This window comes from Streptomyces sp. NPDC101152 (genome assembly GCF_044768275.1).
Lineage (GTDB): Bacteria > Actinomycetota > Actinomycetes > Streptomycetales > Streptomycetaceae > Streptomyces.
On the sequence record NZ_JBIWPO010000034.1, the window covers coordinates 37612 to 60825 of the forward strand.

General features: G+C 71.9%; 24 protein-coding genes and 1 pseudogene. 10 read left to right on the forward strand and 15 right to left on the reverse strand.

Annotation, left to right across the window (positions count from 1 at the left end; translation table 11 throughout):
* Nucleotides 1-69 precede the first annotated feature (69 nt).
* Nucleotides 70-891, reverse strand: coding sequence for a hypothetical protein (locus ACIRVK_RS32200; protein ID WP_404253412.1), 822 nt, complete (start codon nucleotides 889-891; stop codon nucleotides 70-72).
* A 218-nt stretch (nucleotides 892-1109) separates the two neighbouring features.
* A complete protein-coding gene (locus ACIRVK_RS32205) occupies nucleotides 1110-1430 on the reverse strand; it encodes a DUF6191 domain-containing protein (RefSeq protein ID WP_404253321.1) in 321 nt (106 codons plus the stop codon).
* 123 nt (nucleotides 1431-1553) lie between these two features.
* Between ACIRVK_RS32205 and ACIRVK_RS32210 the strand changes: the two genes are divergently transcribed.
* Both ACIRVK_RS32210 and ACIRVK_RS32215 read left to right on the forward strand, forming a co-directional pair.
* Entirely contained in the window at nucleotides 1554-2093 is a 540-nt protein-coding gene (locus ACIRVK_RS32210; RefSeq protein ID WP_404253323.1) for a GNAT family N-acetyltransferase, read from the forward strand.
* An 82-nt stretch (nucleotides 2094-2175) separates the two neighbouring features.
* Entirely contained in the window at nucleotides 2176-2409 is a 234-nt protein-coding gene (locus tag ACIRVK_RS32215) for a hypothetical protein (RefSeq protein WP_404253325.1), read from the forward strand.
* A 16-nt stretch (nucleotides 2410-2425) separates the two neighbouring features.
* Here ACIRVK_RS32215 and ACIRVK_RS32220 read toward each other — a convergent pair whose 3' ends face one another.
* Complete coding sequence (locus tag ACIRVK_RS32220) at nucleotides 2426-3040, reverse strand: class I SAM-dependent methyltransferase (RefSeq protein ID WP_404253327.1); 615 nt, start codon at nucleotides 3038-3040, stop codon at nucleotides 2426-2428.
* An 81-nt stretch (nucleotides 3041-3121) separates the two neighbouring features.
* On the opposite strand from ACIRVK_RS32220, the gene ACIRVK_RS32225 reads away from it, so the two are divergent.
* The gene (locus ACIRVK_RS32225) at nucleotides 3122-3670 is read left to right on the forward strand and encodes a GNAT family N-acetyltransferase (RefSeq protein WP_404253329.1); all 549 of its coding nucleotides are present in this window, start codon (nucleotides 3122-3124) and stop codon (nucleotides 3668-3670) included.
* A gap of 159 nt (nucleotides 3671-3829) precedes the next feature.
* On the opposite strand, the gene ACIRVK_RS32230 is transcribed toward ACIRVK_RS32225, so the two are convergent.
* The 6 genes from ACIRVK_RS32230 to ACIRVK_RS32255 form a co-directional block, all read right to left on the reverse strand.
* Complete coding sequence (locus ACIRVK_RS32230; RefSeq protein WP_404253331.1) at nucleotides 3830-4801, reverse strand: sugar kinase; 972 nt, start codon at nucleotides 4799-4801, stop codon at nucleotides 3830-3832.
* Entirely contained in the window at nucleotides 4798-5418 is a 621-nt protein-coding gene (locus ACIRVK_RS32235; RefSeq protein ID WP_404253333.1) for a bifunctional 4-hydroxy-2-oxoglutarate aldolase/2-dehydro-3-deoxy-phosphogluconate aldolase, read from the reverse strand. Before ACIRVK_RS32235 ends, ACIRVK_RS32230 begins: the two co-directional genes overlap by 4 nt.
* A 190-nt stretch (nucleotides 5419-5608) precedes the next feature.
* Nucleotides 5609-6613 carry a sugar phosphate isomerase/epimerase family protein gene (locus ACIRVK_RS32240; protein WP_404253335.1) on the reverse strand — a complete coding sequence of 335 codons (1005 nt, stop codon included), beginning with the start codon at nucleotides 6611-6613 and terminating at the stop codon, nucleotides 5609-5611.
* Nucleotides 6614-6638: 25 nt separating this feature from the next.
* Nucleotides 6639-7718: a Gfo/Idh/MocA family protein gene (locus tag ACIRVK_RS32245; protein WP_404253414.1), complete on the reverse strand. Its 1080-nt coding sequence runs from the start codon at nucleotides 7716-7718 to the stop codon at nucleotides 6639-6641.
* A gap of 59 nt (nucleotides 7719-7777) precedes the next feature.
* Entirely contained in the window at nucleotides 7778-8896 is a 1119-nt protein-coding gene (locus ACIRVK_RS32250) for a Gfo/Idh/MocA family protein (RefSeq protein WP_404253337.1), read from the reverse strand.
* Entirely contained in the window at nucleotides 8893-9651 is a 759-nt protein-coding gene (locus tag ACIRVK_RS32255) for a sugar phosphate isomerase/epimerase family protein (RefSeq protein ID WP_404253339.1), read from the reverse strand. The genes ACIRVK_RS32250 and ACIRVK_RS32255 overlap by 4 nt, the downstream gene beginning before the upstream one ends.
* A gap of 152 nt (nucleotides 9652-9803) precedes the next feature.
* Between ACIRVK_RS32255 and ACIRVK_RS32260 the strand changes: the two genes are divergently transcribed.
* Nucleotides 9804-11045: an ROK family protein gene (locus ACIRVK_RS32260; RefSeq protein ID WP_404253341.1), complete on the forward strand. Its 1242-nt coding sequence runs from the start codon at nucleotides 9804-9806 to the stop codon at nucleotides 11043-11045.
* A gap of 105 nt (nucleotides 11046-11150) precedes the next feature.
* Here the strand turns inward: ACIRVK_RS32260 and ACIRVK_RS32265 are convergent.
* The 3 genes and pseudogenes from ACIRVK_RS32265 to ACIRVK_RS32275 form a co-directional block, all read right to left on the reverse strand.
* Nucleotides 11151-11528: pseudogene (locus ACIRVK_RS32265) on the reverse strand (hypothetical protein); the annotation flags it as partial.
* Nucleotides 11529-12063: 535 nt separating this feature from the next.
* Complete coding sequence (locus ACIRVK_RS32270) at nucleotides 12064-12912, reverse strand: hypothetical protein (protein WP_404253343.1); 849 nt, start codon at nucleotides 12910-12912, stop codon at nucleotides 12064-12066.
* An 88-nt stretch (nucleotides 12913-13000) separates the two neighbouring features.
* Complete coding sequence (locus tag ACIRVK_RS32275; protein ID WP_404253345.1) at nucleotides 13001-14317, reverse strand: ROK family protein; 1317 nt, start codon at nucleotides 14315-14317, stop codon at nucleotides 13001-13003.
* Nucleotides 14318-14501: 184 nt separating this feature from the next.
* Between ACIRVK_RS32275 and ACIRVK_RS32280 the strand changes: the two genes are divergently transcribed.
* From ACIRVK_RS32280 to ACIRVK_RS32300, 5 genes are read left to right on the forward strand one after another with little or no spacing between them, the layout of a single operon-like run.
* Nucleotides 14502-15848 (forward strand): ABC transporter substrate-binding protein, encoded by a 1347-nt coding sequence (locus tag ACIRVK_RS32280; RefSeq protein ID WP_404253347.1) that lies wholly within the window; start codon nucleotides 14502-14504, stop codon nucleotides 15846-15848.
* On the forward strand, nucleotides 15848-16798 hold the full coding sequence (locus tag ACIRVK_RS32285) for a carbohydrate ABC transporter permease (RefSeq protein ID WP_404253349.1): 951 nt from the start codon (nucleotides 15848-15850) through the stop codon (nucleotides 16796-16798). Before ACIRVK_RS32280 ends, ACIRVK_RS32285 begins: the two co-directional genes overlap by 1 nt.
* A complete protein-coding gene (locus ACIRVK_RS32290; RefSeq protein WP_404253351.1) occupies nucleotides 16795-17622 on the forward strand; it encodes a carbohydrate ABC transporter permease in 828 nt (275 codons plus the stop codon). Before ACIRVK_RS32285 ends, ACIRVK_RS32290 begins: the two co-directional genes overlap by 4 nt.
* Nucleotides 17623-17636: 14 nt before the next feature.
* Nucleotides 17637-18641, forward strand: coding sequence for a Gfo/Idh/MocA family protein (locus ACIRVK_RS32295; RefSeq protein WP_404253353.1), 1005 nt, complete (start codon nucleotides 17637-17639; stop codon nucleotides 18639-18641).
* Nucleotides 18638-19651: a Gfo/Idh/MocA family protein gene (locus ACIRVK_RS32300; RefSeq protein WP_404253354.1), complete on the forward strand. Its 1014-nt coding sequence runs from the start codon at nucleotides 18638-18640 to the stop codon at nucleotides 19649-19651. Before ACIRVK_RS32295 ends, ACIRVK_RS32300 begins: the two co-directional genes overlap by 4 nt.
* A 23-nt stretch (nucleotides 19652-19674) precedes the next feature.
* On the opposite strand, the gene ACIRVK_RS32305 is transcribed toward ACIRVK_RS32300, so the two are convergent.
* Nucleotides 19675-20346: a hypothetical protein gene (locus ACIRVK_RS32305; protein ID WP_404253356.1), complete on the reverse strand. Its 672-nt coding sequence runs from the start codon at nucleotides 20344-20346 to the stop codon at nucleotides 19675-19677.
* 194 nt (nucleotides 20347-20540) lie between these two features.
* Here ACIRVK_RS32305 and ACIRVK_RS32310 point away from each other — a divergent pair, with 194 nt between their 5' ends.
* Nucleotides 20541-21395 carry a DMT family transporter gene (locus tag ACIRVK_RS32310; protein WP_404253358.1) on the forward strand — a complete coding sequence of 285 codons (855 nt, stop codon included), beginning with the start codon at nucleotides 20541-20543 and terminating at the stop codon, nucleotides 21393-21395.
* Nucleotides 21396-21443: 48 nt separating this feature from the next.
* Here ACIRVK_RS32310 and ACIRVK_RS32315 read toward each other — a convergent pair whose 3' ends face one another.
* Together ACIRVK_RS32315 and ACIRVK_RS32320 are read right to left on the reverse strand one after the other, a co-directional pair.
* The gene (locus tag ACIRVK_RS32315) at nucleotides 21444-22433 is read right to left on the reverse strand and encodes an aldo/keto reductase (RefSeq protein WP_404253360.1); all 990 of its coding nucleotides are present in this window, start codon (nucleotides 22431-22433) and stop codon (nucleotides 21444-21446) included.
* 87 nt (nucleotides 22434-22520) lie between these two features.
* Entirely contained in the window at nucleotides 22521-23180 is a 660-nt protein-coding gene (locus ACIRVK_RS32320; RefSeq protein ID WP_404253362.1) for a hypothetical protein, read from the reverse strand.
* Between the last annotated feature and the right edge of the window lie 34 nt (nucleotides 23181-23214).

A 23214-nucleotide genomic window follows, 5' to 3' on the forward strand; every position in this document is an offset into this window, starting at 1 on the left:
AACGGCGCTCCCGGACGACCTATCGCCCGACCGTGACCCCGGAGGGGAGCACCCATGTCGATACTGTGTTCACGGGTACCACCTCCTCGTTCTCTCGCACGGCCTCAGCGAAAGTAGCAGCGCGGGCCGTGGCCCGCCACGCGTTTTTTCGTGGGGACAGGTCCGAGCCCCGTGTGCCCTACCCTCCTCAGCCGCCGCTCCACGGGTCTGCCCTGCGCGCCAGCCTTGCTCCTCAGTGTGGGCCGCAGGGCGCGCGTTACGCGCGACGACGCGACGCCCGGGGCCGGCCCAGGCCTCGGGTTCGCCTCGGTCCGGGCCGGCGTCCCACCCCGCCTTTTCGCCGGTGAGCACGACACGGTGGCGGCCGCCGCCGAGCGGTTGTGTGCGCGGGGTCAGGTCGGCGTCCGGGTACCACCACAGGTCATGGACGACGAGTTCCCCGTGGGCGTGGCCGAGCGGATGCGGTGCCTCCCAGCCCTCGGCGTCCTCGATGCCGGCCAGCAGGTCGGGGTCGAGGAGCATACGACCGTAGCGCTCCACCGGGGTCAGGGGCCCGCCGTCGGCGCGCCGCATGCCGATCACTGTGGTGAGGTGGAGCTTGCCGTCGCGCCAGCGGATGTCCTCGACGGACACCTCGGGCCTGATGCCCTGGGTGCGGCGGGCGAGCTCCACGAGGGAGTCCAGGTGGCCTTCCTCCAGCAGGTGCGCCCGGAGCCTGGTCAGCGCCCGGAGGCCGTCGCGGACACATGGCGGGTAGGCCTCCAGGGCCATGCGGCGTACGACGTCGAAGCGGCGTCTGAGGTTCTTGCCGCTGCGCTTGAGGACGCGGGGTTCGCCCACCGGCCTCAGGAGTTCGACACGGTAGGAGCGGCGCAGCAGGTGGTCCTGCAGGAGGCCGGGTGCCGAGGACCTTTCCCAGGACGATGTCGAACCGTTGCGAGTGGCAGCGCACGTGAGCGTGCTTGCTCGCCGACGCGTTCAGCCGCTGCGCGTCGTACGCGTCCTCACCCAGCGTCTGGCGCGAAAGCGACGGCGCGCACATGTCGATGTACCGGCCCGCGTTGTAGACCGGGACCACGATGCTGACCTTTCGGTCGGTCGTCGTTTCTTTACCGACTCGTCGGAGGCATGCGCACGACCGCTGTTCCGCCGTCCAGATCCACCATGGTCCGGTTCGGCGGTGCTCCGTCCTCCTCGTCGTCCCGCAGGATGAGCGCTGACTGGCGCTCCTTGAGCTCGCTCTGCTTGCCCGGCGAGAAGCTCGCGTGGAGCTGCTCGAAACCGGTTGCGGATATCTGTCCCTGCCTGACGCTGTTCCGCCAAGGCAGGAGCCCGGCCCGCCCTGCGCGCAGCAGCAGCTGGTCGACGAAGGCCAGTACGGTCAGGACGATGACCAGCCCGGGCAAGGTCATGAAGACGGCGAATCCCATGCCCCCAGTGTCCGCGAGAGCGCGAACGCTCACAGGCAGTCTTCCGAGAGACACCCCTGCCGGTCGATGCCTTTCCGGCCCGCAACCCTGCGCAGTACGTCCAGGGCATGTGATGCTGCCGGAATGACTGATCCACATGACGTCGCCATCGTCCGCTGGCCGGGGCAGGGGTCTGGTGATCAGGGTGGGCCGGCCGCACTGCTGGCGGCCTACCATCTGCAGACGCAGACCGAGAAGGGCGAGGCCGTCGCGGATGCGAACGGGTTGCCGGACCGCTACCGGGCAGAGGTGCTGGACCCGCGTGCCGCGTTCGCCGACGATGCGGTGCTGGTGGCGTCGATCGGGGACACCGTCGTCGGCTGTCTGGTGGTGACCGCTCCTGTCGGCGGGCGGTGCGAGATCAAGCGGCTCTGGACGGACCCGGCATTCCGGGGTCGGGGTATCGCCTCCGGCCTGGTCGGCGCCGCACTCGCGCATGCCGCGGAGGGTGGCGTCAGCACGGTACGGCTGTCGGTATGGCGGTGGCGGGCCGGCGCCATCGCCCTGTACGAGCGGCTCGGCTTCACCGTCACCGAGTCGTGGGACGAGCGTGATCAACTGGTGTGCATGGAGCGCACCGCCGAAGCGGTGACAGTCGTGGCCACGGAAGGTGCGAAAGTTTGACACCGCCCCGGCGATGACGCTCTGTGCGAGCGTCGCTTCTCCCCAGCGTGCGCACCCTCGGTCCGGGCCGCACGCTGGTGCCATGACCAGCGCACAGCCCATCGTGATCTATCCGCCGGCTGCGGACGGCGGTCGGCGCGTCCGGTTGGCGGACCGGTTCGTGGGGCTGGCGTACGCCGTGCTGGACATCGTCGAGTTCCTGCGCCTCGCGGGCCTGGACGACGTGGACGAGGTCTGGGTACAGCAGTCCCCGCTGGTCGAATGGCGGGGCGGCGGCCCCGACCAATGGGGTGCTCATCCCGCCGGGAGGCCCTGACCAGGGCGTGTGGCTCTCAGTGGGCGGGCTTCTGCCAGGTCAGCGAGTACCGGCGCAGCACGTGCCTGCGGTAGCGCACGCCCGGCAGCAGCCGCCGGGCGGTGGCGCGCACCTCCCCGTAGCTCATCTGCGGGGCGGCGACCGGCATGCCCTTCGGGCCGCGTGCGCGACGCAGCACCTTGGTGATCCTCACGACGGGGGCGGCCGCGATCAGCGCCGCCCACTCGGTGACGCTCGCCTCGCGGGCCAGACCGACGACCACCAGCGTGCCGCCGGGCCGCAGCAGCTCACGCATGCGGACGAGGGCGGCCTCGAAGTCCATGTGGTGGATCGTGGTCACCGAGCAGACGAAGTCGTACTCCGTTTCGGGAAGTTCCGCCGTGAGGAAATCACCCTCGATGAAGGTGAGTTGCGTGGTGCCGACAGCGGACTCGCGTGCGCAGGCGATCATTTCAGACGACTTGTCGATCCCGGTGACGTGTTTCGCCCGCCCGGCCAGCTTCCGTGCCAGCAGCCCGTCGCCGCAGCCGACGTCCAGTGCGGCGCCGCAACCCTCTGGAACCGACCGGAGGATGCCCGGATACCGGGCGACGTTGGTGTTCCAGTAGGGCTCCGCGGCGGATGGGCGCATCGGGTCATCGTAGGGCCCGTCCTGGCCTGATCGGCTCGCGCGCCTTGATCGCCGTCGGAGCTGCTGGCAAGGTTGGCCGGCATGACCGACCCCAGACCCCTCGCCTGGCCGCCTGCGCCGATCAAGACCGAGCGGCTCGTCCTGCGTGAGTCGGAGGCCCGGGACCGTGCGACGGCCATCGAGCTCAACGCCTCGCCCGAGGTGGGCACCTACCTCGGTGGCCCACGACCGCGTGCCGAGCTCGAACGCACGGTGCCCGAGGTGCCGGGGCGGCGCCCCGGGTTCTTCGTGGTCGAACTCGACGGAGCGGCGATCGGCACGGTCCAGCTCGACCCGCACGACCCCTCACCTCCGGGTGCCCACCGCCGCGAGGCCGCGGGTACCGCGCTCGGCTATCTGTTCCTGCCGGAGGCGTGGGGACGCGGGTACGCCACCGAGGCGTGCCGAGCGGCGCTCGACTGGTTCGCCCAGGCGCTGCCGGGTGAGCCGGTGGTGCTCTACACCCAGACCGCCAACGCCCGCTCGATGCGCCTCGCTGCCAAGCTGGGGTTCACCGAGCTGGAACGGTTCGAGGGATACGGCGCCGAGCAGTGGTTCGGCGTGTGGTCCTCGGCCGCGCCGGCCGCTTGAGCCCGCCGCCTCAGCAAGCCCCTGTCGACGGTCATGCCGTCGGGGCTGCCTGCGCGCCGCCGGGGCCTACGAAGATCTCCGGCCGCCGAACAGGTCGCCCGAGACGGGATCGATACGGCAGCGGAGGATGGTGCCAGCGGCGATTCACACGTCCGGAGGTCAGCGGACGGTCGTGCCGTCGGGTTCGTCGAGCAGGTCCAGTTCGTCGCGCGTGGGGAGCCCTTCCCAGTCGCCCCGGGTGGCGACCGCGAAGGCCGCGGTGGTGACGGCGCGGTGCAGACGGGCCGGGACGTCCACACCATCGAGGAGTCCTGACAGGTACCCGGCCACGAAGGCGTCGCCCGCGCCGACCAGGTCGACCGCGTCGACCTGGCGTGCCGGGCGGTGGGCCGCTCCGTCGGCGGTGAAGACGGTCGCGCCACGCCCACCGCGTTTGATGATCACTTCTCGGATGCCCGTGTCCAACAGGTGCTTGACCGCCTCCGGTTCGGCTGCCCCGGGCTGTTGCAGCACGAGCGGCACCTCGTCCTCGGAGGCTATGAGCAGGTCGGTGTGGGCGAGCAGCGGCCGCAGGGCGGTACGGGCGCTGTCGGCGCTCCACAGCCTGGAGCGGTGGTTGACGTCGAGGCATACGGTCGTGCCTGCGTCGTGGGCGGTCCTGGCGGCGGCCAGGACGGTCTCGGCGGCCGACGGGCCGAGGGCCGGCGTGATGCCGGTGATGTGCAGGACGCGGGTTTCCGGAGCCAGCGCCGGCAGCACGTCGGCCGGCGTGAGCGCCGATCCGGCCGAGTCGGTGCGGTAGTAGCTGACCCGGGTGAGTGTGCCCAGGCGTGGCTCGGTCAGCAGCAGTCCGGTGGGCCGGCCGGCGTCGTCGGTTCTCGCGTGACCGATGTCGACGCCCTCGGCGCGCAGGGTGCGCAGGACCAGGGCGCCGAGTTCGTCCGCGCCGACCCGGCCGGCCCAGCGCACCCGGTGCCCGAGCCGGGCGAGGCCGATGGCGACGTTGGACTCGGCCCCCGCCACGGACAGGTCGAGGCTGCCGCCCATCCGCAGGACGCCATGTGCCCGCAGGGCCGCCATCGTCTCACCGAAGGTGACCACCTCGGGCGGCTGCTCGAGATGCGCGCTCATGGCAGGTCTCCGGCGGCGACCTTGCGGAACTCGGCGGCCCGGACGCGCAGTTGCTCCAGGTCGCCGCCGTCGGCCGCGTCGCCGACGAGGGGTGATCCGACACCGACGGCGAGGGCGCCCCGGGCCAGGTAGTCGCGGGCGACTGTCGCGTCCACTCCCCCGACGGGCACGAAGGGCACCTCAGGGAAGGGGTCGCGCAGAGCCTTCAGATAGGCGGGGCCGCCGAGGGAGCCGGGGAAGAGTTTGACCGCGTCGGCGCCGCGTGCGAGGGCGGCTTCGATCTCGCTGGGGGTCAGCGCGCCCATGAGGACGGGTACGCCGTAGGGCGCGAGCCCGTCGACCAGTGCCGGGGTGACGAGGTAGGACGCCCCGGCGTCGAGCGCTCGGGCCGCGTCCGCCGCGGAGCGCACGGTGCCGGCGCCGAGGAGGGCGTCGGGGCCGAGTGCGGCGCGGGCCTGCTTGAGGACGGCCAGGGCGTCGGCGGTGGTCAGCGATATCTCGACGGCGGCGATGCCCTCGTCCACGAGAGTGCGCACGGTGCGCAGGGCGGCGGCGGGGTCCTTGCCCCGGACGATCGCGAGCAGGCGGTGGTGTCGGAGGGATTCCACCAGGTTCATGGGAGCGGGCTTTCCTTGCGGGTTCGGTTCCAGGACGGATGTGGCGTGACGGTCACCATTCGATGTCGGCTCCGAGGCCCGGGCGCGGGAGTTGATCAGCAAAGGCATCGGGTACTCCCGGCTGCGGAAGCCCTGGCAGCGGTGTGCTCGTCCGTCGCCGCAGATGCCGGCCCGGGCCTGCGGCGCCGCATCAGGAATGCTGGCTGAACGCGGCGTCGAAGGACTGGGTGCTGGGGGCGAAGTCGAACCGTTTCAGGGTTTGGAGTGCTTCCGGGGCTCCGGCGAGGCGGTCCATTCCCGCGTCCTCCCACTCCACGGAGATGGGGCCGTCGTAGCCGATGGCCGTGAGGGCACGGAAGGAGTCCTCCCAGGGGACGTCACCGCGGCCGGCGGAGACGAAGTCCCACCCGCGGCGCGGGTCGCCCCAGGGCAGGTGCGAGGAGAGGATTCCGGCGCGGCCGTTGCCCATCCGCATCCGAGTGTCCTTGCAGTCGACGTGGTAGATCCGGTCGGCGAAGTCCGTGATGAAGCCGACCGGGTCGATGCCCTGCCAGAGCATGTGGGACGGGTCCCAGTTGAGGCCGAACGCCTCGCGGTGGCCGATGGCCTCCAGGGCACGCTGCGTGGACCAGTGGTCGTAGGCGATCTCGGACGGGTGCACCTCGTGGGCGAACCGGACCCCGCACTCGTCGAACACGTCCAGGATCGGGTTCCAGCGGTCGGCGAAGTCCTGGTACCCGGCGTCGATGACGTGGGCGGGGACCGGCGGGAACATCGCCACGTACTGCCAGATGCTGGAGCCCGTGAAGCCGACCACGGTCTTGACGCCCAGGGCCTTGGCGAGGCGGGCGGTGTTCTTCAGCTCCTCCGCCGCGCGTCGGCGTACGCCCTCGGGTTCCCCGTCGCCCCAGACCCGGGAGCCGACGATCGCCTGGTGGCGGAAGTCGATGGGGTCGTCGCACACGGCCTGGCCCTTGAGGTGGTTGGAGATGGCCCACACCTCGAGTCCGTGGCGTTCGAGGATGCCGAGGCGCTCGGCGATGTAGGCCTCGTCGTCCCACCGCCAGGCGTCCAGGTGCTCTCCCGAGACGGCGATCTCCAGTCCGTCGTAGCCCCATTCGGACGCGTGGCGGGCTACTTCCTCCAGCTTGAGGTCGGCCCACTGGCCGGTGAACAGGGTGAAGGGGCGGGGCATGGCTTCTCCTTGAGTGGCTTGCGGCTCACAGCCGGACGGGTTTGGTCGCGGCGGACTCCTCGATCGCGGCCAGGACACGCTGGACCCGCAGTCCCTCCTCGAAGGAAGGGCTCGGGGAGATGCCGGCGCGAATGGCGAGGAGGAAATCCCGGATCTGGTGGGTGAAGGTGTGTTCCCAGCCGATGATGTGCCCTTGTGGCCACCACGCATCCACGTAGGGGTGATCGGGCTCGGTCACGACGATCCGCCGGAAGCCCTGCTCGGTGGCCGGAGCGTTGCCGTCGAGGAATTCGAGTTCGTTGAGGCGCTCCAGGTCGAACGCGAGCGCCCCGTCGGTGCCGTAGACCTCGATCCGGAGGGAGTTCTTCCGGCCGAGTGCCACCCGGGAGGCCTCCACGGAGGCCAGGGCGCCGCCGGCCAGGGTCAGGGTGGCCCAGGCCGCGTCGTCGACCGTGACGTCCTCGGGCCCGTCGGGGCCGGGGCGCTGCACAGTGAAGGTGTGCAGACGACCGGTGGCCTCGGTGACCGTGTCGCCGAGCAGGTACTGGACCTGGTCGATCGCGTGGCTCGCGATGTCGCCCAGGGCTCCTGACCCGGCGGTTTCCTTCCTCAGCCGCCAGGTCATCGGTGCGGTGTCGTCCGCGAGCCAGTCCTGCAGGTATGCGGCCCTGACCTGCCGGACGGTGCCGAGACGCCCGTCGGCGATGAGCCGGCGCGCGTACGCGAGGGCGGGGACGCGCCGGTAGTTGAAGCCCACCATCGACTGCACCCCGCGCGCCCGCGCGGCCTGTGCGGCGGCGACCATGAGCTCGGACTCCTCGATCGAGTTCGCGAGGGGCTTCTCGACCAGGACGTGCTTGCCCGCCTCCAGGGCGGCGATCGCGATCTGCGCGTGCAGCGAGCCGGGTACGCAGATGTCCACGATCTGCACGTCGTCCCGCGCGATGACCTCCCGCCAGTCCGTGGCCGCCTCCGCCCACCCGAACCGGGCCGCGGCCCGGGCGACCTGATCGGCGTCCCGGCCGACGAGCACCCGCTGTTCGACCGGGGGCACGTCGAAGTACGCGGCCACGTTCCGCCAGGCCTGTGAGTGGGCCTTGCCCATGAAGGCGTACCCGATCGCCGCGACCCCGAGAGACCGGGGTCCGGCCTGTTCTCCGACTGTCACGCGGAAGCTCCTTCGAATGTGGCCTCGGTGGGCGCCCAGTCCTCGGGCAGGGGCGCGGAGGCCGGTGCCGAGCTGGTGACGTCGACGAACGTGCCCGCGTCGATCGCCTCCGCTATCGAGACCATGGTGTCCACGACGTGGTGGGCGAGTTCGCCGGTGGCACGGTGCGGCTGACCGGCGCGGAGGGACCGTGCCATGTCGAGTACGCCCATGCCGCGGCCGTCGGCCGGGCCGGCGGTCGGCAGAGTGGTCCACTCCTCCTCCCCCGTGCGGCAGACCCGCAACTCGCCGTCGAAGTAGTTCGGATCCGGCAGCCGGAGCGTCGCCTCGGTTCCGGAGATCTCCACGAAATCGGAGCGGGAGTGGGGGGACTCGAAGCTGAAGAGGCTGTGCGCGGACGCGCCGCCGTCGAACTGGACCAGGGCGCTGACGTAGGTGGGGACCTCGACGTCGAACGTCTCGCCTGCCTTGGGGCCCGACCCGATGACGCGGGTGGCCCGGGCCTTCGATCCCAGGGCGGCGACCCGGCGCACGCTGCCGAACGTCTGGATGAGCGCGGTGAGGTAGTAGGGGCCCAGGTCGAAGAGCGGGCCCGCGCCGCGCTGGTAGAGGAACGCGGGGTTGGGGTGCCAAGACTCCGGTCCCGGGGTCTGGAAGACCGTCTGGGCGGTGAGCGGTACGCCGATGTCGCCGCGTTCGATCACCCGGCGTGCCGACTGCAGGCCGGCTCCCAGGAAGGTGTCCGGCGCGCACCCGAGCCGCACTCCCGCCTCCTTCGCCTCCCGCAGCAGGCCCTCGCCGCTCGCGCGGTCGAGCGCGAAGGGCTTCTCACTCCAGACGTGCTTGCCCGCGCGCACCGCGGCGGTGGCGACCTCGACGTGCACGGCCGGGATGGTGAGGTTGACGACGATGTCCACATCCGGGTGCCGCAGCGCGACGTCGGGCGTGCCGTGCTGGGCGATGCCGAACTTCTCGGCCTGGGCCCTGGCGGCCTCGGGCACGATGTCGGCGACCACGTGGACCTTGAGGTCCGGGAAGGAGGTGAGTTGCTTCAGGTAGGTGGAGCTGATGACGCCGGCGCCGATGACGGCGACTCCGAGCGGTCCGCAGCTCATCGGGCCGCCGCCTCTCCGGCCGCCGGGGCGCCTGCCTGCACGTAGCGGAGCGATGCGGACACGCCGTCGAAGATGTCGTGGGCGTAGCCGTCGAACTCGAGGACGGGGACCTCGAGCGAGGTCGCCGCGCCGATGATGCCCCAGACGTCCATTGTCCCCTGGCCCGCCGGGAGTTGGGCGTTCATGTCCTGGGTTCCCGGGCCGTCCTTGATGTGGATGGCGACGACACGGTCGCCCAGGCGCTTCAGCAGCGCCACCGGGTCCGCCCCGCCGACGGCGGCCCAGTAGGTGTCGATCTCGAGGACGAGTTCGGGGTCGAGCAGTCCGGCGAAGTACTCCAGGGCCGAGACGCCCTCGATGCTGGTCTCCAGTTCCCACCAGTGGTTGTGGTAGCCGACGCGGATGCCGTGCTCGGCGCCCTTCTTGGCCGCCTCGTTGAGGCGGGCCGCGTTGGCGCGGACCGTCTCGGCGGTCTGCCAGTGCTCCGGCGGGAGGAAGGGGTCGAAGACCGTGCCGACGCCGAGGCGCCTGGCGGCGGCGAAGATCTCGTCCTGGTCACCGGAGAGCAGCGGCGCGTGGCCCGTCGGCGCAGAGAGACCGGTCTCGGCGAGCGCCTCGGCCAGTTCGTCGGCCCGCGCGGCGAAGTTGTAGGGCTCCACCTGGGTGAAGCCGATCTCGGCCAGGCGCCGGATCGTGCCGGGCAGGTCGCTCTCCAGGGCGTCCCGGACGGTGTAGAGCTGGACTGAGCAGTTCATGCAGACGACGTCCTCTCGGAATCGTGAGCGGAACAGGGGGGCGGGCACCCGGACCCTACGGCGACTTTTGACGGAGAACAATAGAAAGTATCGGAGGATCTTCCCTAACTACGACGTTGGTCACCGAAAGTGGGCTGTGGGATACTCCGCCCATGGCAGAACAGCGACGTAAGAGCCATGGCTCACCCGTCCAGGTCACCCAAGGTGAGCAGCCTCTTGCCACCGGCGCCTTCCGCGCCGGTGACCTGTTCCAACTCCTGCGCGACGGACGGCCCTGGACGCGTGCGCAGCTCGCCATGGCCACGGGGCTCGCGCGCTCGACCGTCGCCGGCAAGGTCGACACGCTCCTGCGTTCCGGACTCGTCGTGCCCGTCGGCGACGCGCAGTCGAGCGGTGGCCGGCCCGCGTCCCGCTTCGCGTTCGAACCCCAGGCCCGCACGGTGCTGGCGGCCGACATCGGCGCGAGTCATGTGCGTGTAGCCCTCACGGACCTCAACGGCGGGGTGCTCGCGGAGGAGCGCGCGGAGCTGCCGGTGGCGGCGGGACCGGAGGCCTTGCTCGGCTACGTCGTCGATTCCGGGAAGCGCCTGCTCGCCGAAAGTCACCGGCCGGACAACCTGGCCGGCGTCGGCATCGGCCTGCCCGGCCCCGTCCAGCACGCGACGGGACGTCCGATCAAGCCGCCCATCATGCCCGGTTGGGACGGGTTCGACGTCGTCGGCTTCGTCCAGGGCTCCTTGCCCGCGCCGGTGCTGGTCGACAACGACGTCAACATCATGGCCCTCGGAGAGCGAGCGGGTTTCTGGCCCGACGTGGACAACCTCCTGTTCGTCAAGGTCGCCACCGGCATCGGCTCTGGAGTGATCAGCAGCGGGCGGCTGCAGCGAGGGTCCGACGGCACCGCGGGCGACCTCGGGCACGTACGTGCCGCCCGCGGGGAGGACACCGTGTGCCGCTGCGGCAACACGGGGTGCCTGGAGGCGATCGCCTCAGGAGACGCCGTCGCCCGCTCGCTCGCCGCGCAGGGGCTTCAGGCCGTGACCGGAGCCGACGTCGTCGCGCTCGCGGCGCACGGCAACATCGCCGCGATCCAGGCACTGCGCCAGGCCGGGCGCGACATCGGCGAGGTCCTGGCGACCTGCGTCAACCTGCTCAACCCGAGCATGATCGTGATCGGCGGGTCCATGGCGGCCGCCGGGGAGCACCTCATGGCCGGGGTGCGCGAGGTGGTCTACCGCCGCTCCCCTCCGCTCGCGACGACCAACCTCCGGATCGTCCTCTCCCGCGCCGGCGACCGGGCGGCCACGATGGGCGCGAGTCACCTCGTCTGCCAGCACGTCCTCTCGCCGGAGGGGGTCGAGACCGAACTCGCGAGTGTGGCGGGCGTGGGCTGACCCCGGGGTGGGGCGCCAGCCGGAACGCTGTGCTGTTGCCGCCGACGACACCGTGTACCGCGACGTCCTGGGCTCCCCATGGAGCAGGTCGCAGGCCAGGGCGTGGCAGGCTGAGATCCTGACCCTGGCGCCGGGGTCGTCGGCCATGGCGATGAGCTCGTCCATGGAATCGGTGTCGACCAGGTGGTCGAGGAGGCGGCAGCAGCCTTCGCGGACTGCCGGGTTTTCGTGGTGGAGGCCGGCGCGGACGGCACTTGTCGCGGCCTCGCCGCGCCGCAGCAGTTCGTGGTAGGCAGCGGCGGCGCGCTGCGGGTTGCCCAGGCAAGAGACGAGGGCTTCATTGTCGGTCCTGGCGAATCCGAGCATGCCCTCAGTCTCGAGCCACATCAGGAAGCCGGCAAAGGGATTTCGCCTCCCCGGCGGAAGCGCACATCGTGCCCTCGGGAGGTCCCATGAGCGATCGCACGGTGGGATGATCTTCATCACTAGGTCGGTGGGGCGGGCGGAGTGGCGAACCAGCAGCCTCCGCTGGCGGACAGCAGCGAGGCCCTGGGAATCCCGGTCGGTCCGAGGGCGCCCACAAGGAAGGCACGCAGCGTGTCCTCGCCGGCGGCCGGGCGGCGAGCTGGACGTGGTCGAGATTGGCGAGCATGACGAATCAATCGTCCTGTCCGGGACGTGACAGAGGATGGCGGTAGGCGGTCTTCCGGCCGTCCCGGGGTGCTCGATCAGAGCACCGCGGACGACCCGGCGGGCCGAGCGAGGGCGGCCATCGCGCCGGGGATGCGTCCATGGCGATGGTGCGCTCGACGCGGGCGAGCTGGGCCCGCAGCTCGGGGGCGAAGGGCCGCACAGGTCGGCAGTCGGGGGCCGTCCACCATCATGCCCAGGGCCCTGACCGCGAAGCTGGTCCCGGCGACCCCGCCGGTGGCGATCACGTACAGCAGTGAGAACCACCAGTACTCCGCGCGGCGGGCGCGACCGGAGAATGGGGCGTCTGAGGCACCCTGGTCAAGCGTCAGGGTTGCCCCGCATACCAGGTGAGGTCGTCGGCCAGCGTGAGCAACTGCCTGTTGCGGTCCGCCAGTTGTACGCCATGCTGGTCACCCTGGTTCACCTCGATCACGCGGTGGGCGGCACGGCGCCACCGTTCGAACGTCTCCTGCGAGGCGGTCGCCAGCCGGTGGACGTCGCTCACCCGAAGCCGGCCGCCCAGACCCGCGACACCGGTCGGACGCAGCCGGCGCAGGTCGTCACCCGGCAGCTGGTCCAGCGCCCCCTCGAGCGACACCTGATCGCAGCGCGGCAACTCCTCCTCGGCGCAGGCCGCATAGAGAGCCAGCGCCACGAGGACGACGGTCATGTGTGCGTCGAGCGCGTTGCCACCGGCGGGCGGGTACAGCCACTCGTAGACGTCCCCGTCGGTGGGCACCGCCCAGACGCACAACCGGCGCGCCCAGTGGAGGCAGTCGGTCAGGGCTGGGATGCCGGTCGTGGTCAACACCAGGCCTTCCCAGCGCAGTTGACGCTCGGGTGCATGGGGCGGAGGCGGGTGGAGGGTCCGGTCCTCGGTGATCCTCGGCAGCATGTCGACCCTGACCGTCGCGCCGGGGAACTGGGCCTGCGCGCCCTGCTCCCCCAGGTGCAGCAACTGCCGCACCCCGCAGGCGGCCACCTCGGGGTCGGTCCACCGGTGGCCTTCGGCGCATTCCAGGTACGCCTCGCGCCCGCGCGCGACCAAGGTCAGCCCCGTCGTGCGACCGCACCGGGGGCAGTACAGCGGTTCCTCCAGTACGTCGTCGATCAGCTCCCCGTACTTGGCCACGACGATCTCACCGCCGACCACCAGGCGGACGACTCCCTGCACGCCGCGACCCTCCGTCCCTCCGGCCCCTCGGAGCGGACCGGTGGACCACTGTCCTACCCGAGCGGTGACCGGATATCCGGCCGACACGTCAGTTCCGGGTCCGCGCCACCAGACTCGTCGGCCGGGTGCGCAGGACGACCTCCACGGAGGAGAGGGCGAAGCGGACCGCGCCGGTCAGGACGCCGTCGTCACCGAGGGAGGACAGTTGCCAGTGCGGTGGGTCCACCAGCAGGGTCCGGGCGTGCCGGCGGGCGGCGGCGAGCAGGAGGTCGGCGGCAGGAGCGGTCTCGGGGGTCGGGAACTGGCCGGTGCCGATGACCACCAGGGCCGGGTCGAGGGCAAGGAGCACGGGGGCGACGCCCTCGGCCAGCCGGCGGCCGTACGACTCGACGGCGGCGACCGCGTCCGGCTCCCCCGCCGCGGCGGCCACGACGACGGTCTCGGGAAGCGGTTCGAGCCCGGGGGCGTCCGGCGGGCCACCCGAGCCGTGCGGGACGGTGGAGCCGCCGGCACCGGACGGGCCCGGGAAGCGGATGAAGCCGATCTCGCCGGCCGCCCCGTGATGCCCTCGCAGCAGCCGGCCGCCGGTGATGACACCGGCGCCGAGGCGCTCACCCAGCAGCACGAACACCATCTCGTCGACCATCGTGCCGGCCGCAGGCGGTTCAGGTGATTCCGCCGGCGCCTCACCGGCGACGGGAGCTCGTCCGACCCCCCGCCACTGCTCGCCGAGCGCGGCGAGGTTGGCGTCGTTCTCCACGGCGACCGGGCAGTGCAGCAGGTCGCGGAGGATGCCGGCGATGTCGGTGTCGGCCCAGGAGCGCAGGTTGTCGGCCTGGCGGACGCGCGCGTTGGCCCGGTCGACGAGGCCAGGGGTGCCGACCGTGGCCGCCCAGACCCGCTCGGGGCCGGCCCCCGCCTGGGCCATGGCGTCCTGGACTGTTGCGGTGACGGCCCGGGCCCGGGCCGGGCCGGTGAGGTCGGCGCGGACCGTGCGGCGCCGCACGGCGACCGGTTCGCCGTCGAGGTCGGCCAGGCAGGCGGTGACGGAGCGGGGGCGGACGTCGACGCCGACGACGAAGCCGGCGTGCGGCCGGAAGCGGAAACGGCGGGCGGGTCGGCCGGGTGAGCGCTGCCCCCGGGCGGACGGCGCGGACGCCACCTCGATCAGCCCGCGGTCGGCGAGTTCCTCGGCGATGGCCTCCACGGTGGGGCGGGAGAGGCTGGTGGCCCTGGCCAGTTCGGACAGGCGCGGGTGCGGGTCGGCCGAGCGTACGACGGCCAGCACGGCCGCCGCGTTGGTCGCGCGCAGGTCCGCCACCGCGACCACGGCCGGTGCGCTCGGTGCCGCCTGCCGCGCGGCTCCGCTCAGCGGCCAGACGGTCTCCGTGTCCGGGAGCGCCACTGCCACCTCCTCATGACGTCTTGACGCCCACCGGCGTCATGCCGATTATAAAACGCAACTGCTTTATTAAAAGCCTTGCGCAGTGCTCGACTCCTGCGCAGTGCCCGCCCTTCCACGGCCTCCAGCCCCGGACCGGCCCCACCCGGCGCCCGGCATCCCTCTCCGCCCTCCAGGAGACTCCGTCATGAGCCACAGCCGCTCCCACTTCCCGACCCAGCTGCCCAGACGCGTCTTCCTCGCCGCCGCCGGCACCACACTCCTCGCCGCGTGCGGGAGTTCCCTCACCCCCGGAGCCACGTCGTCCGCGCGCAGCGGCGCTTCAGGGCCCGCCGCCACCACCGTCCCGACCGAGAAGATCACCCTGGTGGTCGCCGACGCGGACGACACCACCATGACGCCCGGCCTGCTGGCAGCCTTTCACGCCAAGCACCCGAACATCACCTTCAAGCGGCAGTACACCGGCTGGGACGACTACCTCAAGAGCATCAACACGACGATGTCCGCGGACAGCGCCCCGGACATCGCCCAGTTCGTCTCCGGCATGAACAACCTGGTCAAGGGACGGCTCCTGCTCGACGTCGGCGCCTACAGCACGGCGTACGGCTGGTCCGGCAAGTTCCCGGGCCTCGACCAGATCACGTTCACCGCCGACGGCCGGACCACCGGCACCGGCGCCCTGTACGGCGTCCCCGGCGGCCTGTCCTTCGAAGGCGTCTACTACAACAAGGCCAAGGTGAAGAAGCTCGGCATCACCGTGCCGCCCGCGTCCGTCGCCGAGTTGGAGGCGATGTTCGCCAAGGCCAAGGCGGCCGGCGAGACCGCGCTCGTCGCCGGGAACCTGGACGGCGGCCTCAACCACCCCTTCAACGTGCTGCTGTCGGTGTACATGAAGCCGGCCGACCGGGAAGCCTGGGCGTTCGGCCACCAGGGCGCCAAGATCACCGGCGCCGAGGCCGTCGCCGCGACCGCGACCCTCAAACGCTGGGTGGACCAGGGCTATGTGACGCCGAAGGTCAACGGCGTCAGCGACAACGACGCCACCGCCGCCTTCGCCAAGGGCACCGGCGTCTTCCGCATCAGCGGCAACTGGGCGGCCGCCGCCGTCGCCAAGGGCCTCGGCGACAACGCGGGCATGTTCAACGCGCCGCCCGCCGACAAGGGCGGCACCGCGCACACCACCGGTGCCGGCGTCTACTACTGCGTCTCCGGCAACACCAGGAACGCCGCCGCGGCCGCCGCCTTCCTCGACTTCTGCGCGAGCGCCGAGGCGGCGCCCATCATCGCCAAGTCCGGTTTCATGGCTCCCGCCGCGTCCTCCATGCCGCAGCAGAGCGGACTCCTCGGCGACGTCGGCACCAACTGGCAGGGCGTCGTGAAGGCCGCCGGCCTGGAGCCGTTCCTCCAGAACGCCTCCACCCCGACCATGCCGGACACACTCACCACGCAGCTGCAGTTGCTGGCCGGGGGCAAGGTCGGCGTGGAGAGGTTCCTGGCCAATCTGCAGTCCGACTTCGACCAGTACCACCACTGATGGCCGTCACCGCCCACCGTCCCCCACCCGCGCCCGGCAAACCCGCCGGGCCCGGGGCCGGACGGCGCCCCCCGGCCCGCCACCGGCGCCGGCGCCGCGCCACGGCCCTGCTGTACGTGCTGCCCGCCCTGCTGCCGTACACGCTGTTCGCCGTGCTGCCCGCGCTGCACACCGCCTATCTGTCCCTGTTCGACTGGGACGGTGTGACCCTGCCGTCCTTCGCCGGGATCGCCAACTACCGCAAGGTGTTCGGCGATCCGCAGCTGCGCGCCGCCGCCTGGCACGCCGGCGCGCTCATCCTGTTCTTCTCCGTGCTGCCCATCTGCGTGGGCCTGGTCTCGGCGGCGATCGTCGCCCGCCGCTCCGGCCGGCGCGGCACGGTCGCCGTCCGTACGCTGCTGTTCCTGCCGCAGGTCGTGCCGCTGGTCGCGGTCGCCATCATCTGGCGCTGGGTGTACGCCGAGGACGGCACCCTCAACCAGTTGCTGCGCGCCGTGGGTCTGGGCCGGTTCGCCGACTCGTGGCTCGGCAGCTTCACCTGGTCGCTGCCGGCCGTGGGGCTGATCGGTACCTGGGTGGTCGCCGGACTGTGCATGGTGCTGTTCCTGTCCGGCACGCAGCGCATCGACCAGGAGATCCACGAGGCCGCCCGCGTCGACGGGGCGGGCCCGGTACGGGAGTTCTGGTCCGTCACCGTGCCGCTGCTGCGGCCGGAGATCGCCGTCGCCCTGTCCATCACCGTGATCGCGGCGCTGTCCAGCTTCGACCTGATCTACATCACCACCGGCGGCGGCCCCGGCAACAGCACCGTGGTGCCGGGCGTCCTCATCTACCGTCTCGCCTTCGGCGGCGGGCAGGTGGGACTGGCCGGCGCGCTCGCGGTGGTGCTGACGGCGGTCATCTCCGTCGTCGTCCTGGTCATCAACCGGCTTGCCCGGGAGGCCCCGTGACGACCCGCACCGCGAGAGGGCTCGCCGCACCGGCCGTACTGGCGGTCTTCTGCGCCGCCGTCCTCATACCGTTCCTGTCGCTGCTACTGGCATCGGTACAGCCCGCCGGGACACCGCTGACCGGGCTGGCGCTGCCGACGCACGGCATCCACCTGGAGAACTTCACACACGCCTGGTCACGCGCCGGGTTCGGGTCGCTGCTGCGCTCCAGCACGGTGATCGCGCTCGCCGTCGTACCGGCCGCGGTGCTGTGCGCCACGCTCGCCGGGTACGCGCTGGCCACCATGGACGTCCCCGGCGGCGACAAGCTGTACGCCTACCTGCTGCTCGGCCTGTCCATCCCGACCGAGGTCACCGTCATCCCGCTCTACTACGACCTGCGGGCACTGGGGCTGACCAACACCGTTCCGGGGCTGGCGCTGGCGGAGATCGCCGCCTTCATGCCCTTCGGCGTGTTCTGGATGCGGGCCCACTTCGCGACCATGCCCCGCAGTCTGATCGAGGCGGCCCGGCTGGACGGGGCCTCGTCGTGGACGACGCTGTGGCGAGTGCTCATGCCCAGTTCCCGGCCGGCCGTCACCACGCTGGGTGTCCTGTACTTCGTGTGGAGCTGGAACCAGTTCCTGCTGCCGCTGATCCTCATCCAGGATCCCGGCAGGCGCACCGCCCCGGCCGGACTGGGCTTCTTCACCGGTCAGTTCGACGTCGACGTGCCGCTGCTGGCCGCGGCCACCCTGATCGTCGTCACCCCCGTCGTCCTCGTCTACCTGTTCTTCCAGCGGCACTTCATCAACGGCGTGCTCAGTGGCGCGCTCAAGGGCTAGGAGACCCGCAGCAGATGGCAGAACTCGACGTGGCACTGATCGGTGCGGGCGGCATCGCCCGTACCCATCTGCCCGCCTGGACCGCACTCGGCGCCCGCGTCCGCGTCTACGCCCCCGACGACCGGGCCCCCGGCCTGGCCCGCGACTTCGGCGCCACCGTCGTCGGCACGCGGGAGGCGGCGATCGCCGGGGCAAGCGTGGTGGACGTGTGCACCCCGACCCACACACACCGCGAGATCGCGCTCGCCGCGCTGGCCGCGGGCGCGCACGTGCTGTGCGAGAAGCCGCTGGCCCTCACCACCGCCGACGCCACGCTGGTCGCCGACACCGCCCAGGCCGCGGGCCTGCGCCTGTACCCCGGGCACGTGGTGCGCTTCTTCCCCGCGTACGCCCGGCTGCGCCAACGCGTCGCCGAGGGCGCGCTGGGCCGCGTGGCGGTGGCCCGCTTCACCCGCACCGGCCGCTACCCCACCTGGAGCCCCTGGTTCGCCGACCCGGCGCGCTCCGGGGGGATCCTGGTCGACCAGATGATCCACGACTTCGACATCGCCCGCTGGCTGTTCGGCGAGGTGGTCCGCGTCCACGCCCAACAGCGCGGCCACCTCACCGCCCCCGCCCCGGACGGCGCGGTGGCCTCGGGCACCGCCGTCCTCACCCACGAGTCCGGGGTGATCACCCAGGTGGTGGGCGTGTGGGCGCCGCCCCACACCCCCTTCCGCACCACCTTCCACGTCACCGGGACCCACGGCACCCTCAGCCACGACTCGCTCGCCTCCCCCGGGCTGCGGGTCACCGGCAGCGACCGGGACGCCGCCGGGGCCGACGGCATCCCCTCGGGCGACTTCGGCGAGTCCCCCTACGCCACCCAGATAACCGAGTTCGCCGCCGCCTTCACCGGGCGCGGCCCCGAGCCCCGGGTGAGCGCCCGGGACGGGGTGGCGGCCGTCCGCATCGCCGAAGCCGCCGTCACCTCCGCCCGCACCGGGCGGGCCGTGCCCCTCGAGGGGAGCCCCGCGTGAGAGTCGCCGTCCTGTCCTTCGCCCACGTCCACGCCGCGACCTACCTCAGGCTGCTGCGCGACCGCGAGGACGTGGAGCTCGTCGCCGCCGACCCCGACGCCCCACCCGGTGACCCCGACCGCGGCGCGGCCCTGGCGGCGCGGCTCGGGGTGCCGATCGCCGCCGGCTGGGACGAGGTTTTCGCCCGGCGCCTCGACGCGGCCGTCGTCACCAGCGAGAACGCCCGCCACCGTGAGCTCGTCGAACGGGCCGCCGCGGCCGGGGCTCATGTGCTGTGCGAGAAGCCGCTGGCCACCACCGAGGCCGACGCCCGCGCCATCATCGACGCCTGCGCCCGCGCCGGGGTCGGCCTGATGACCGCCTACCCGGTCCGCTTCGGTTCCGCCTTCGCCGCGCTGCGCCGCTCCGTGCGCGACGGCTCGCTCGGCCGCCTGATCAGCGTCCACGGCACCAACAACGGCCACAATCCGGCCCGTTCGAGCCCATGGTTCGGCTGCCGCGAACTCGCGGGCGGCGGATCGATCATGGACCACACGGTGCACATCGCCGACCTGCTGGACGTCCTCCTGGACGGCGAACAGGCCGCGGAGGTCTATGCCCAGGCCAACGCCGTCCTGGACGCCGACCTCGGGCTGGACGTGGAGACCGCGGGACTGGTCACCATCCGCTACCCCGGCGGCACGGTGGCCGCCATCGACTGCAGCTGGAGCCACCCCCGGGACCACCCCACCTGGGGTGGCCTGACGCTGACCTGCGTCGGCGAGCGGGCGATCGTCGAACTCGACGCCTTCCCCCGGCTGCTGGACGGCTTCGACACCACCACCGCCCGTGCCCGCTGGGAACCCGGCGGCGACGACCTGGACGCCGCGATGCTCGACGCCTTCCTCGAAACGGCCCGCACCGGCCGGCGACCGGCTCCGGACGGGCAGGCGGGGCTGCGCACACTGCGGGTGGTGCTGGCGGCGTACGAGTCGCTGCGGTCGGGTCAGCCGGTCAGGTTGCCGGCCTGAGCCGCGCAGGGCCGCCGAGAGGCCTACGCGGCCGGCAACACCGTCTGCGGTGGGCTCACGGGCCTCGGCGGCGGGGCCTTCCGTGGTCCGGCGGCGTAGAAGCCGATCGCGGCGCACAGCAGTGCCTGCAGAGCGGCGAGTGCGGCGGCCGCCTCCCAGACGAGTTCGGGAGCCCGAGGCGGAGGACCGGACTCGACGCCGTATCTGCCGCCGGGATCCACGGTCACCGTGACCGAGTCCCCGACGGCGAGGCGGGCGGCGTCGATCTGGCCGGCCAGCGTGTGGCCCGAGGAGTCCTTCACCACCGCCACGTTCCCGGTGAACTGGCCCATTCCGTCCCCGGTCGGGTGCACGGAGGCGACGACCGCCCGTTCCACGCGGCCGCGGTCGTGCAGGGCCTGCTGGTGCAGCGCGGAGCACAACGCCCACGTGGTCAGTCCGACGCAGACGGCTGCCAGGATCTCGAGTTTGCCGTAGTCCCGGTCATGCCAGTCCTCCAGGAGAATCACGAGGACGGCGACCAGGGAGAGCAGCGCGCCCACCGCGATCAGCGCCCCGAAGGACACCACCAGCGGGTTCCACCAGGCGGGGGTCTGCCCCACACCGTAGGCGATGCCCCAGACCCCCGCGGTCACCATCGCGCTCGCCGGCACGGCCAGCACCGCCCAGGTGACCCGCTTGACCCAGCTCCGCACACCTGTCACGGTCCGCCCTCCCAACAAGCCGCGCACAAGGCCCACTTCACGCCGAACGAGGACATCGTCGCACGGACCGACTTCGCGCCAGGGATGCTCCGCGTGCTGCGGCACCGGCCGCCTCGTATGCTGAGGCCTGCTCGGGACCTGACCGGGAACACGGATCTGCCCTGTACCTCCAGCCGAGGCACCGCATGATCGAACTCGCCGCCGTATTCGCCGTCGCGGGCGCCGCGAGCAATGCCATGGGGACCGCCTTCCAGCGCAAGGCGGCCGCCACCGCCGAGAGACGGGGACTGCGCCTGCTCGCGGAGCTGGTCCGTCGTCCCGCCTGGGTGATCGGCATGGCGGGAGTGATCGGCGCGGCGCTCTTCCAGAGCCTGGCCCTGGTCAACGGCCCCCTTGCCCTGGTCCAGCCCCTGTTCATCCTGGAACTCCCCTTCGCCCTCCTGATCGCCGCGCCATTGATGCACCGCCGGCTGCCGACCCGGGGCTGGTGGGGCGTGGCCGGCGTGGTCGCGGGATTGGCGCTCGTCCTCGTCTCCGCGGCCCCTCATGGAGCGGGCCACCAGGCGTCCTCGGCGCGGTGGGTCCTGGGGCTCGGACCTTGCCTGGGTGCGGCGACCGCCGCCGTCCTGCTGGCCGGGCGAGGGCGCCCGGCGGCGATGCGCGCCGCCCTCCTGGGGGCGGCGGCCGCCATCGGCAACGCCGTCACGGCCGCCCTGCTGAAGTCCGCGACGGGCACCTTCGCCGACCACGGCATCACGGCCTTCCTCACCGCCTGGCAGACCTACGGCTTCGCCCTGGCTGGAGTGAGCGCGGTGCTCCTGCTGGAGAACGCGCTGCAGGTCGGCCCGCTGGCCGCGTCCCAGCCCGCGCTGACCATCGGCGACGCGACGGTGAGTCTCGCCCTGGGCATCGTCCTGTTCGACGAGGAGATCCGCACGGGCTGGTGGCTGGCGCCCGCGGTGCTGGGCGCCCTGCTGATCGTCGCGGGCGTGCTGATGCTGGGCCGGGCGGTGCAGTCTCTCGGCGTCCTCGGCCGGTAGGACCGCAGCCGTGCACGACCGGACCCGGCAGCCGCCCGCCCGCTGCGGTCAGCGGTTGACCGAGCGCATCCCCGCCTCGTCGTACCGTTCGCCGGACGCCTGCGGGAGTTCCGCGTCGATGCGGGCCAGGTCGTCCTTGGTCAGCTCGATGTCGGCCGCGGCGGCGTTCTGCTCGAGGTAGGTGCGCCGCTTGGTGCCCGGGATCGGCACCAGGTCCTCGCCCTGCGCCAGCACCCAGGCGATGGCCAGCTGTGCCGGGGTCACGTCCTTCTCGGCGGCGATCTCCTTCACCTTCGCCGCCAGCCGCAGGTTGGCCTCCAGGTTGGTGTCCTGGAAGCGCGGGTTCTGCCGGCGCCAGTCGTTCGCGTCCAGCTCGTGCGGCGAGGTGAACCGCCCGGCGAGGAAGCCGCGGCCCAGCGGCGAGTACGGCACGAAGCCGATGCCCAGCTCCCGGCAGACGGGCAGCACCTCGGCCTCCACGTCCCGCGACCACAGCGAGTACTCGCTCTGCACAGCGGTGATCGGGTGCACGGCGTGCGCCCGCCGGATGGTGTCCGCGCTCGCCTCGCTCAGCCCGATGTACCGCACCTGGCCCGCGGCGACCAGTTCGCCCAGCGCGCCCACCGTCTCCTCGATGGGCACGTTCGGGTCGACCCGGTGCTGGTAGTACAGGTCGATGTGGTCGGTGCCCAGCCGCTGCAGGGAGCCGTGGACCGAGCTGCGGACGTGCTCGGCCGAACCGTCCTGCGGGCCGACCGTGCTGATGTCGCCGGGTACGGCGTCGTCCATCCGGTAGTTGAACTTCGTCGCGATGACGTACTCGTCACGGTGCCCCCGGACCGCCTCGCCGACGAGGGACTCGTTGGTGAGCGGCCCGTACATCTGCGCCGTGTCGAGGAAGGTGATGCCGAGGTCGAGAGCGCGCTGGATGGTCGCGATCCCTTCCGCCCGGTCGGCGGATCCGTAGAAGGCGGACATGCCCATGCATCCGAGGCCGATGGCCGATACCTGGAGGTCCCGCAGACTGCGCTTTTGCATGCCGTGTCCCAGCCTTTCCGCACGTTCGCTCAATCTCCAGTCGTGACGCTACGACCTGGAGCGCACTCGAGCGCAAGTCGGGACGGGTCAGCGCAGATGAGCGGTGTCGATGATCGTGGAGTCCGTGTCGGATCCGGTCACCATGATGTAACCGGGGTTGCCGTTGCGGTCCACGTAGCAGGTCAGCGCTCGCGTGGAGACCACGGTCTGCCGGACCGGGTGCTTGACGACCGCGTTGCGGCAGTCGGACCCCGAGGGGAGCTGCGGCTGGCCCCAGTCCGCCAGCTTGCCGTTCGTGGCGATCAGGTAGCCGCCCGAGACGTAGACGGCGTCGGTGGTCGCGTCCGCGCGTGCGGGCGGGGTGCGGGAGAAGTCGTACCCGATGGGCGCGCCCTGGCTGCTGCTCTCCAGGTGGAAGCCGCGTACCAGAGCGGTCGACACGGAGGGCGCCGCCGGGGACAAGGCGGCGTTGGCCGCGAGGCCGCCCCCTCCGACGACCGCGAGGGCGGCGACCCCTGCGATCACCGGGTGCGCGGACGTCATGGCGAGCAGTGGTCCGATCACCGGGACCGAGAACCTCAGGTGCGTGTTCTTCTGGTTGACCGTGGAGTGGTCGCCCGCGGTGATGTTCGTCGAGGGGGCGTAGCCCCGCGAGCGGTGCGAGCCCCGCTGCGGCGGAAGGTACGTGTTGTTCTGTACGTTGCCGTCGCCGACCTGGGCGCCCTTGATCCGGCTGTTCTTCGTCATCGTGCATCCTTCGGCCCGTGGAGGTCGGTCGGGC

What these genes read in the sequence shown, in the direction of transcription:
- ACIRVK_RS32205 (WP_404253321.1), bottom strand. Translation starts at nt 1,430, where the DNA reads ATGGGATTCGCCGTCTTCATGACCTTGCCCGGGCTGGTCATCGTCCTG.
- ACIRVK_RS32210 (WP_404253323.1), top strand. Translation starts at nt 1,554, where the DNA reads ATGACTGATCCACATGACGTCGCCATCGTCCGCTGGCCGGGGCAGGGG.
- ACIRVK_RS32215 (WP_404253325.1), top strand. Translation starts at nt 2,176, where the DNA reads ATGACCAGCGCACAGCCCATCGTGATCTATCCGCCGGCTGCGGACGGC.
- ACIRVK_RS32220 (WP_404253327.1), bottom strand. Translation starts at nt 3,040, where the DNA reads ATGCGCCCATCCGCCGCGGAGCCCTACTGGAACACCAACGTCGCCCGG.
- ACIRVK_RS32225 (WP_404253329.1), top strand. Translation starts at nt 3,122, where the DNA reads ATGACCGACCCCAGACCCCTCGCCTGGCCGCCTGCGCCGATCAAGACC.
- ACIRVK_RS32230 (WP_404253331.1), bottom strand. Translation starts at nt 4,801, where the DNA reads ATGAGCGCGCATCTCGAGCAGCCGCCCGAGGTGGTCACCTTCGGTGAG.
- ACIRVK_RS32235 (WP_404253333.1), bottom strand. Translation starts at nt 5,418, where the DNA reads ATGAACCTGGTGGAATCCCTCCGACACCACCGCCTGCTCGCGATCGTC.
- ACIRVK_RS32240 (WP_404253335.1), bottom strand. Translation starts at nt 6,613, where the DNA reads ATGCCCCGCCCCTTCACCCTGTTCACCGGCCAGTGGGCCGACCTCAAG.
- ACIRVK_RS32245 (WP_404253414.1), bottom strand. Translation starts at nt 7,718, where the DNA reads ATGGGCAAGGCCCACTCACAGGCCTGGCGGAACGTGGCCGCGTACTTC.
- ACIRVK_RS32250 (WP_404253337.1), bottom strand. Translation starts at nt 8,896, where the DNA reads ATGAGCTGCGGACCGCTCGGAGTCGCCGTCATCGGCGCCGGCGTCATC.
- ACIRVK_RS32255 (WP_404253339.1), bottom strand. Translation starts at nt 9,651, where the DNA reads ATGAACTGCTCAGTCCAGCTCTACACCGTCCGGGACGCCCTGGAGAGC.
- ACIRVK_RS32260 (WP_404253341.1), top strand. Translation starts at nt 9,804, where the DNA reads ATGGCAGAACAGCGACGTAAGAGCCATGGCTCACCCGTCCAGGTCACC.
- ACIRVK_RS32280 (WP_404253347.1), top strand. Translation starts at nt 14,502, where the DNA reads ATGAGCCACAGCCGCTCCCACTTCCCGACCCAGCTGCCCAGACGCGTC.
- ACIRVK_RS32285 (WP_404253349.1), top strand. Translation starts at nt 15,848, where the DNA reads ATGGCCGTCACCGCCCACCGTCCCCCACCCGCGCCCGGCAAACCCGCC.
- ACIRVK_RS32295 (WP_404253353.1), top strand. Translation starts at nt 17,637, where the DNA reads ATGGCAGAACTCGACGTGGCACTGATCGGTGCGGGCGGCATCGCCCGT.
- ACIRVK_RS32310 (WP_404253358.1), top strand. Translation starts at nt 20,541, where the DNA reads ATGATCGAACTCGCCGCCGTATTCGCCGTCGCGGGCGCCGCGAGCAAT.
- ACIRVK_RS32315 (WP_404253360.1), bottom strand. Translation starts at nt 22,433, where the DNA reads ATGCAAAAGCGCAGTCTGCGGGACCTCCAGGTATCGGCCATCGGCCTC.
- ACIRVK_RS32320 (WP_404253362.1), bottom strand. Translation starts at nt 23,180, where the DNA reads ATGACGAAGAACAGCCGGATCAAGGGCGCCCAGGTCGGCGACGGCAAC.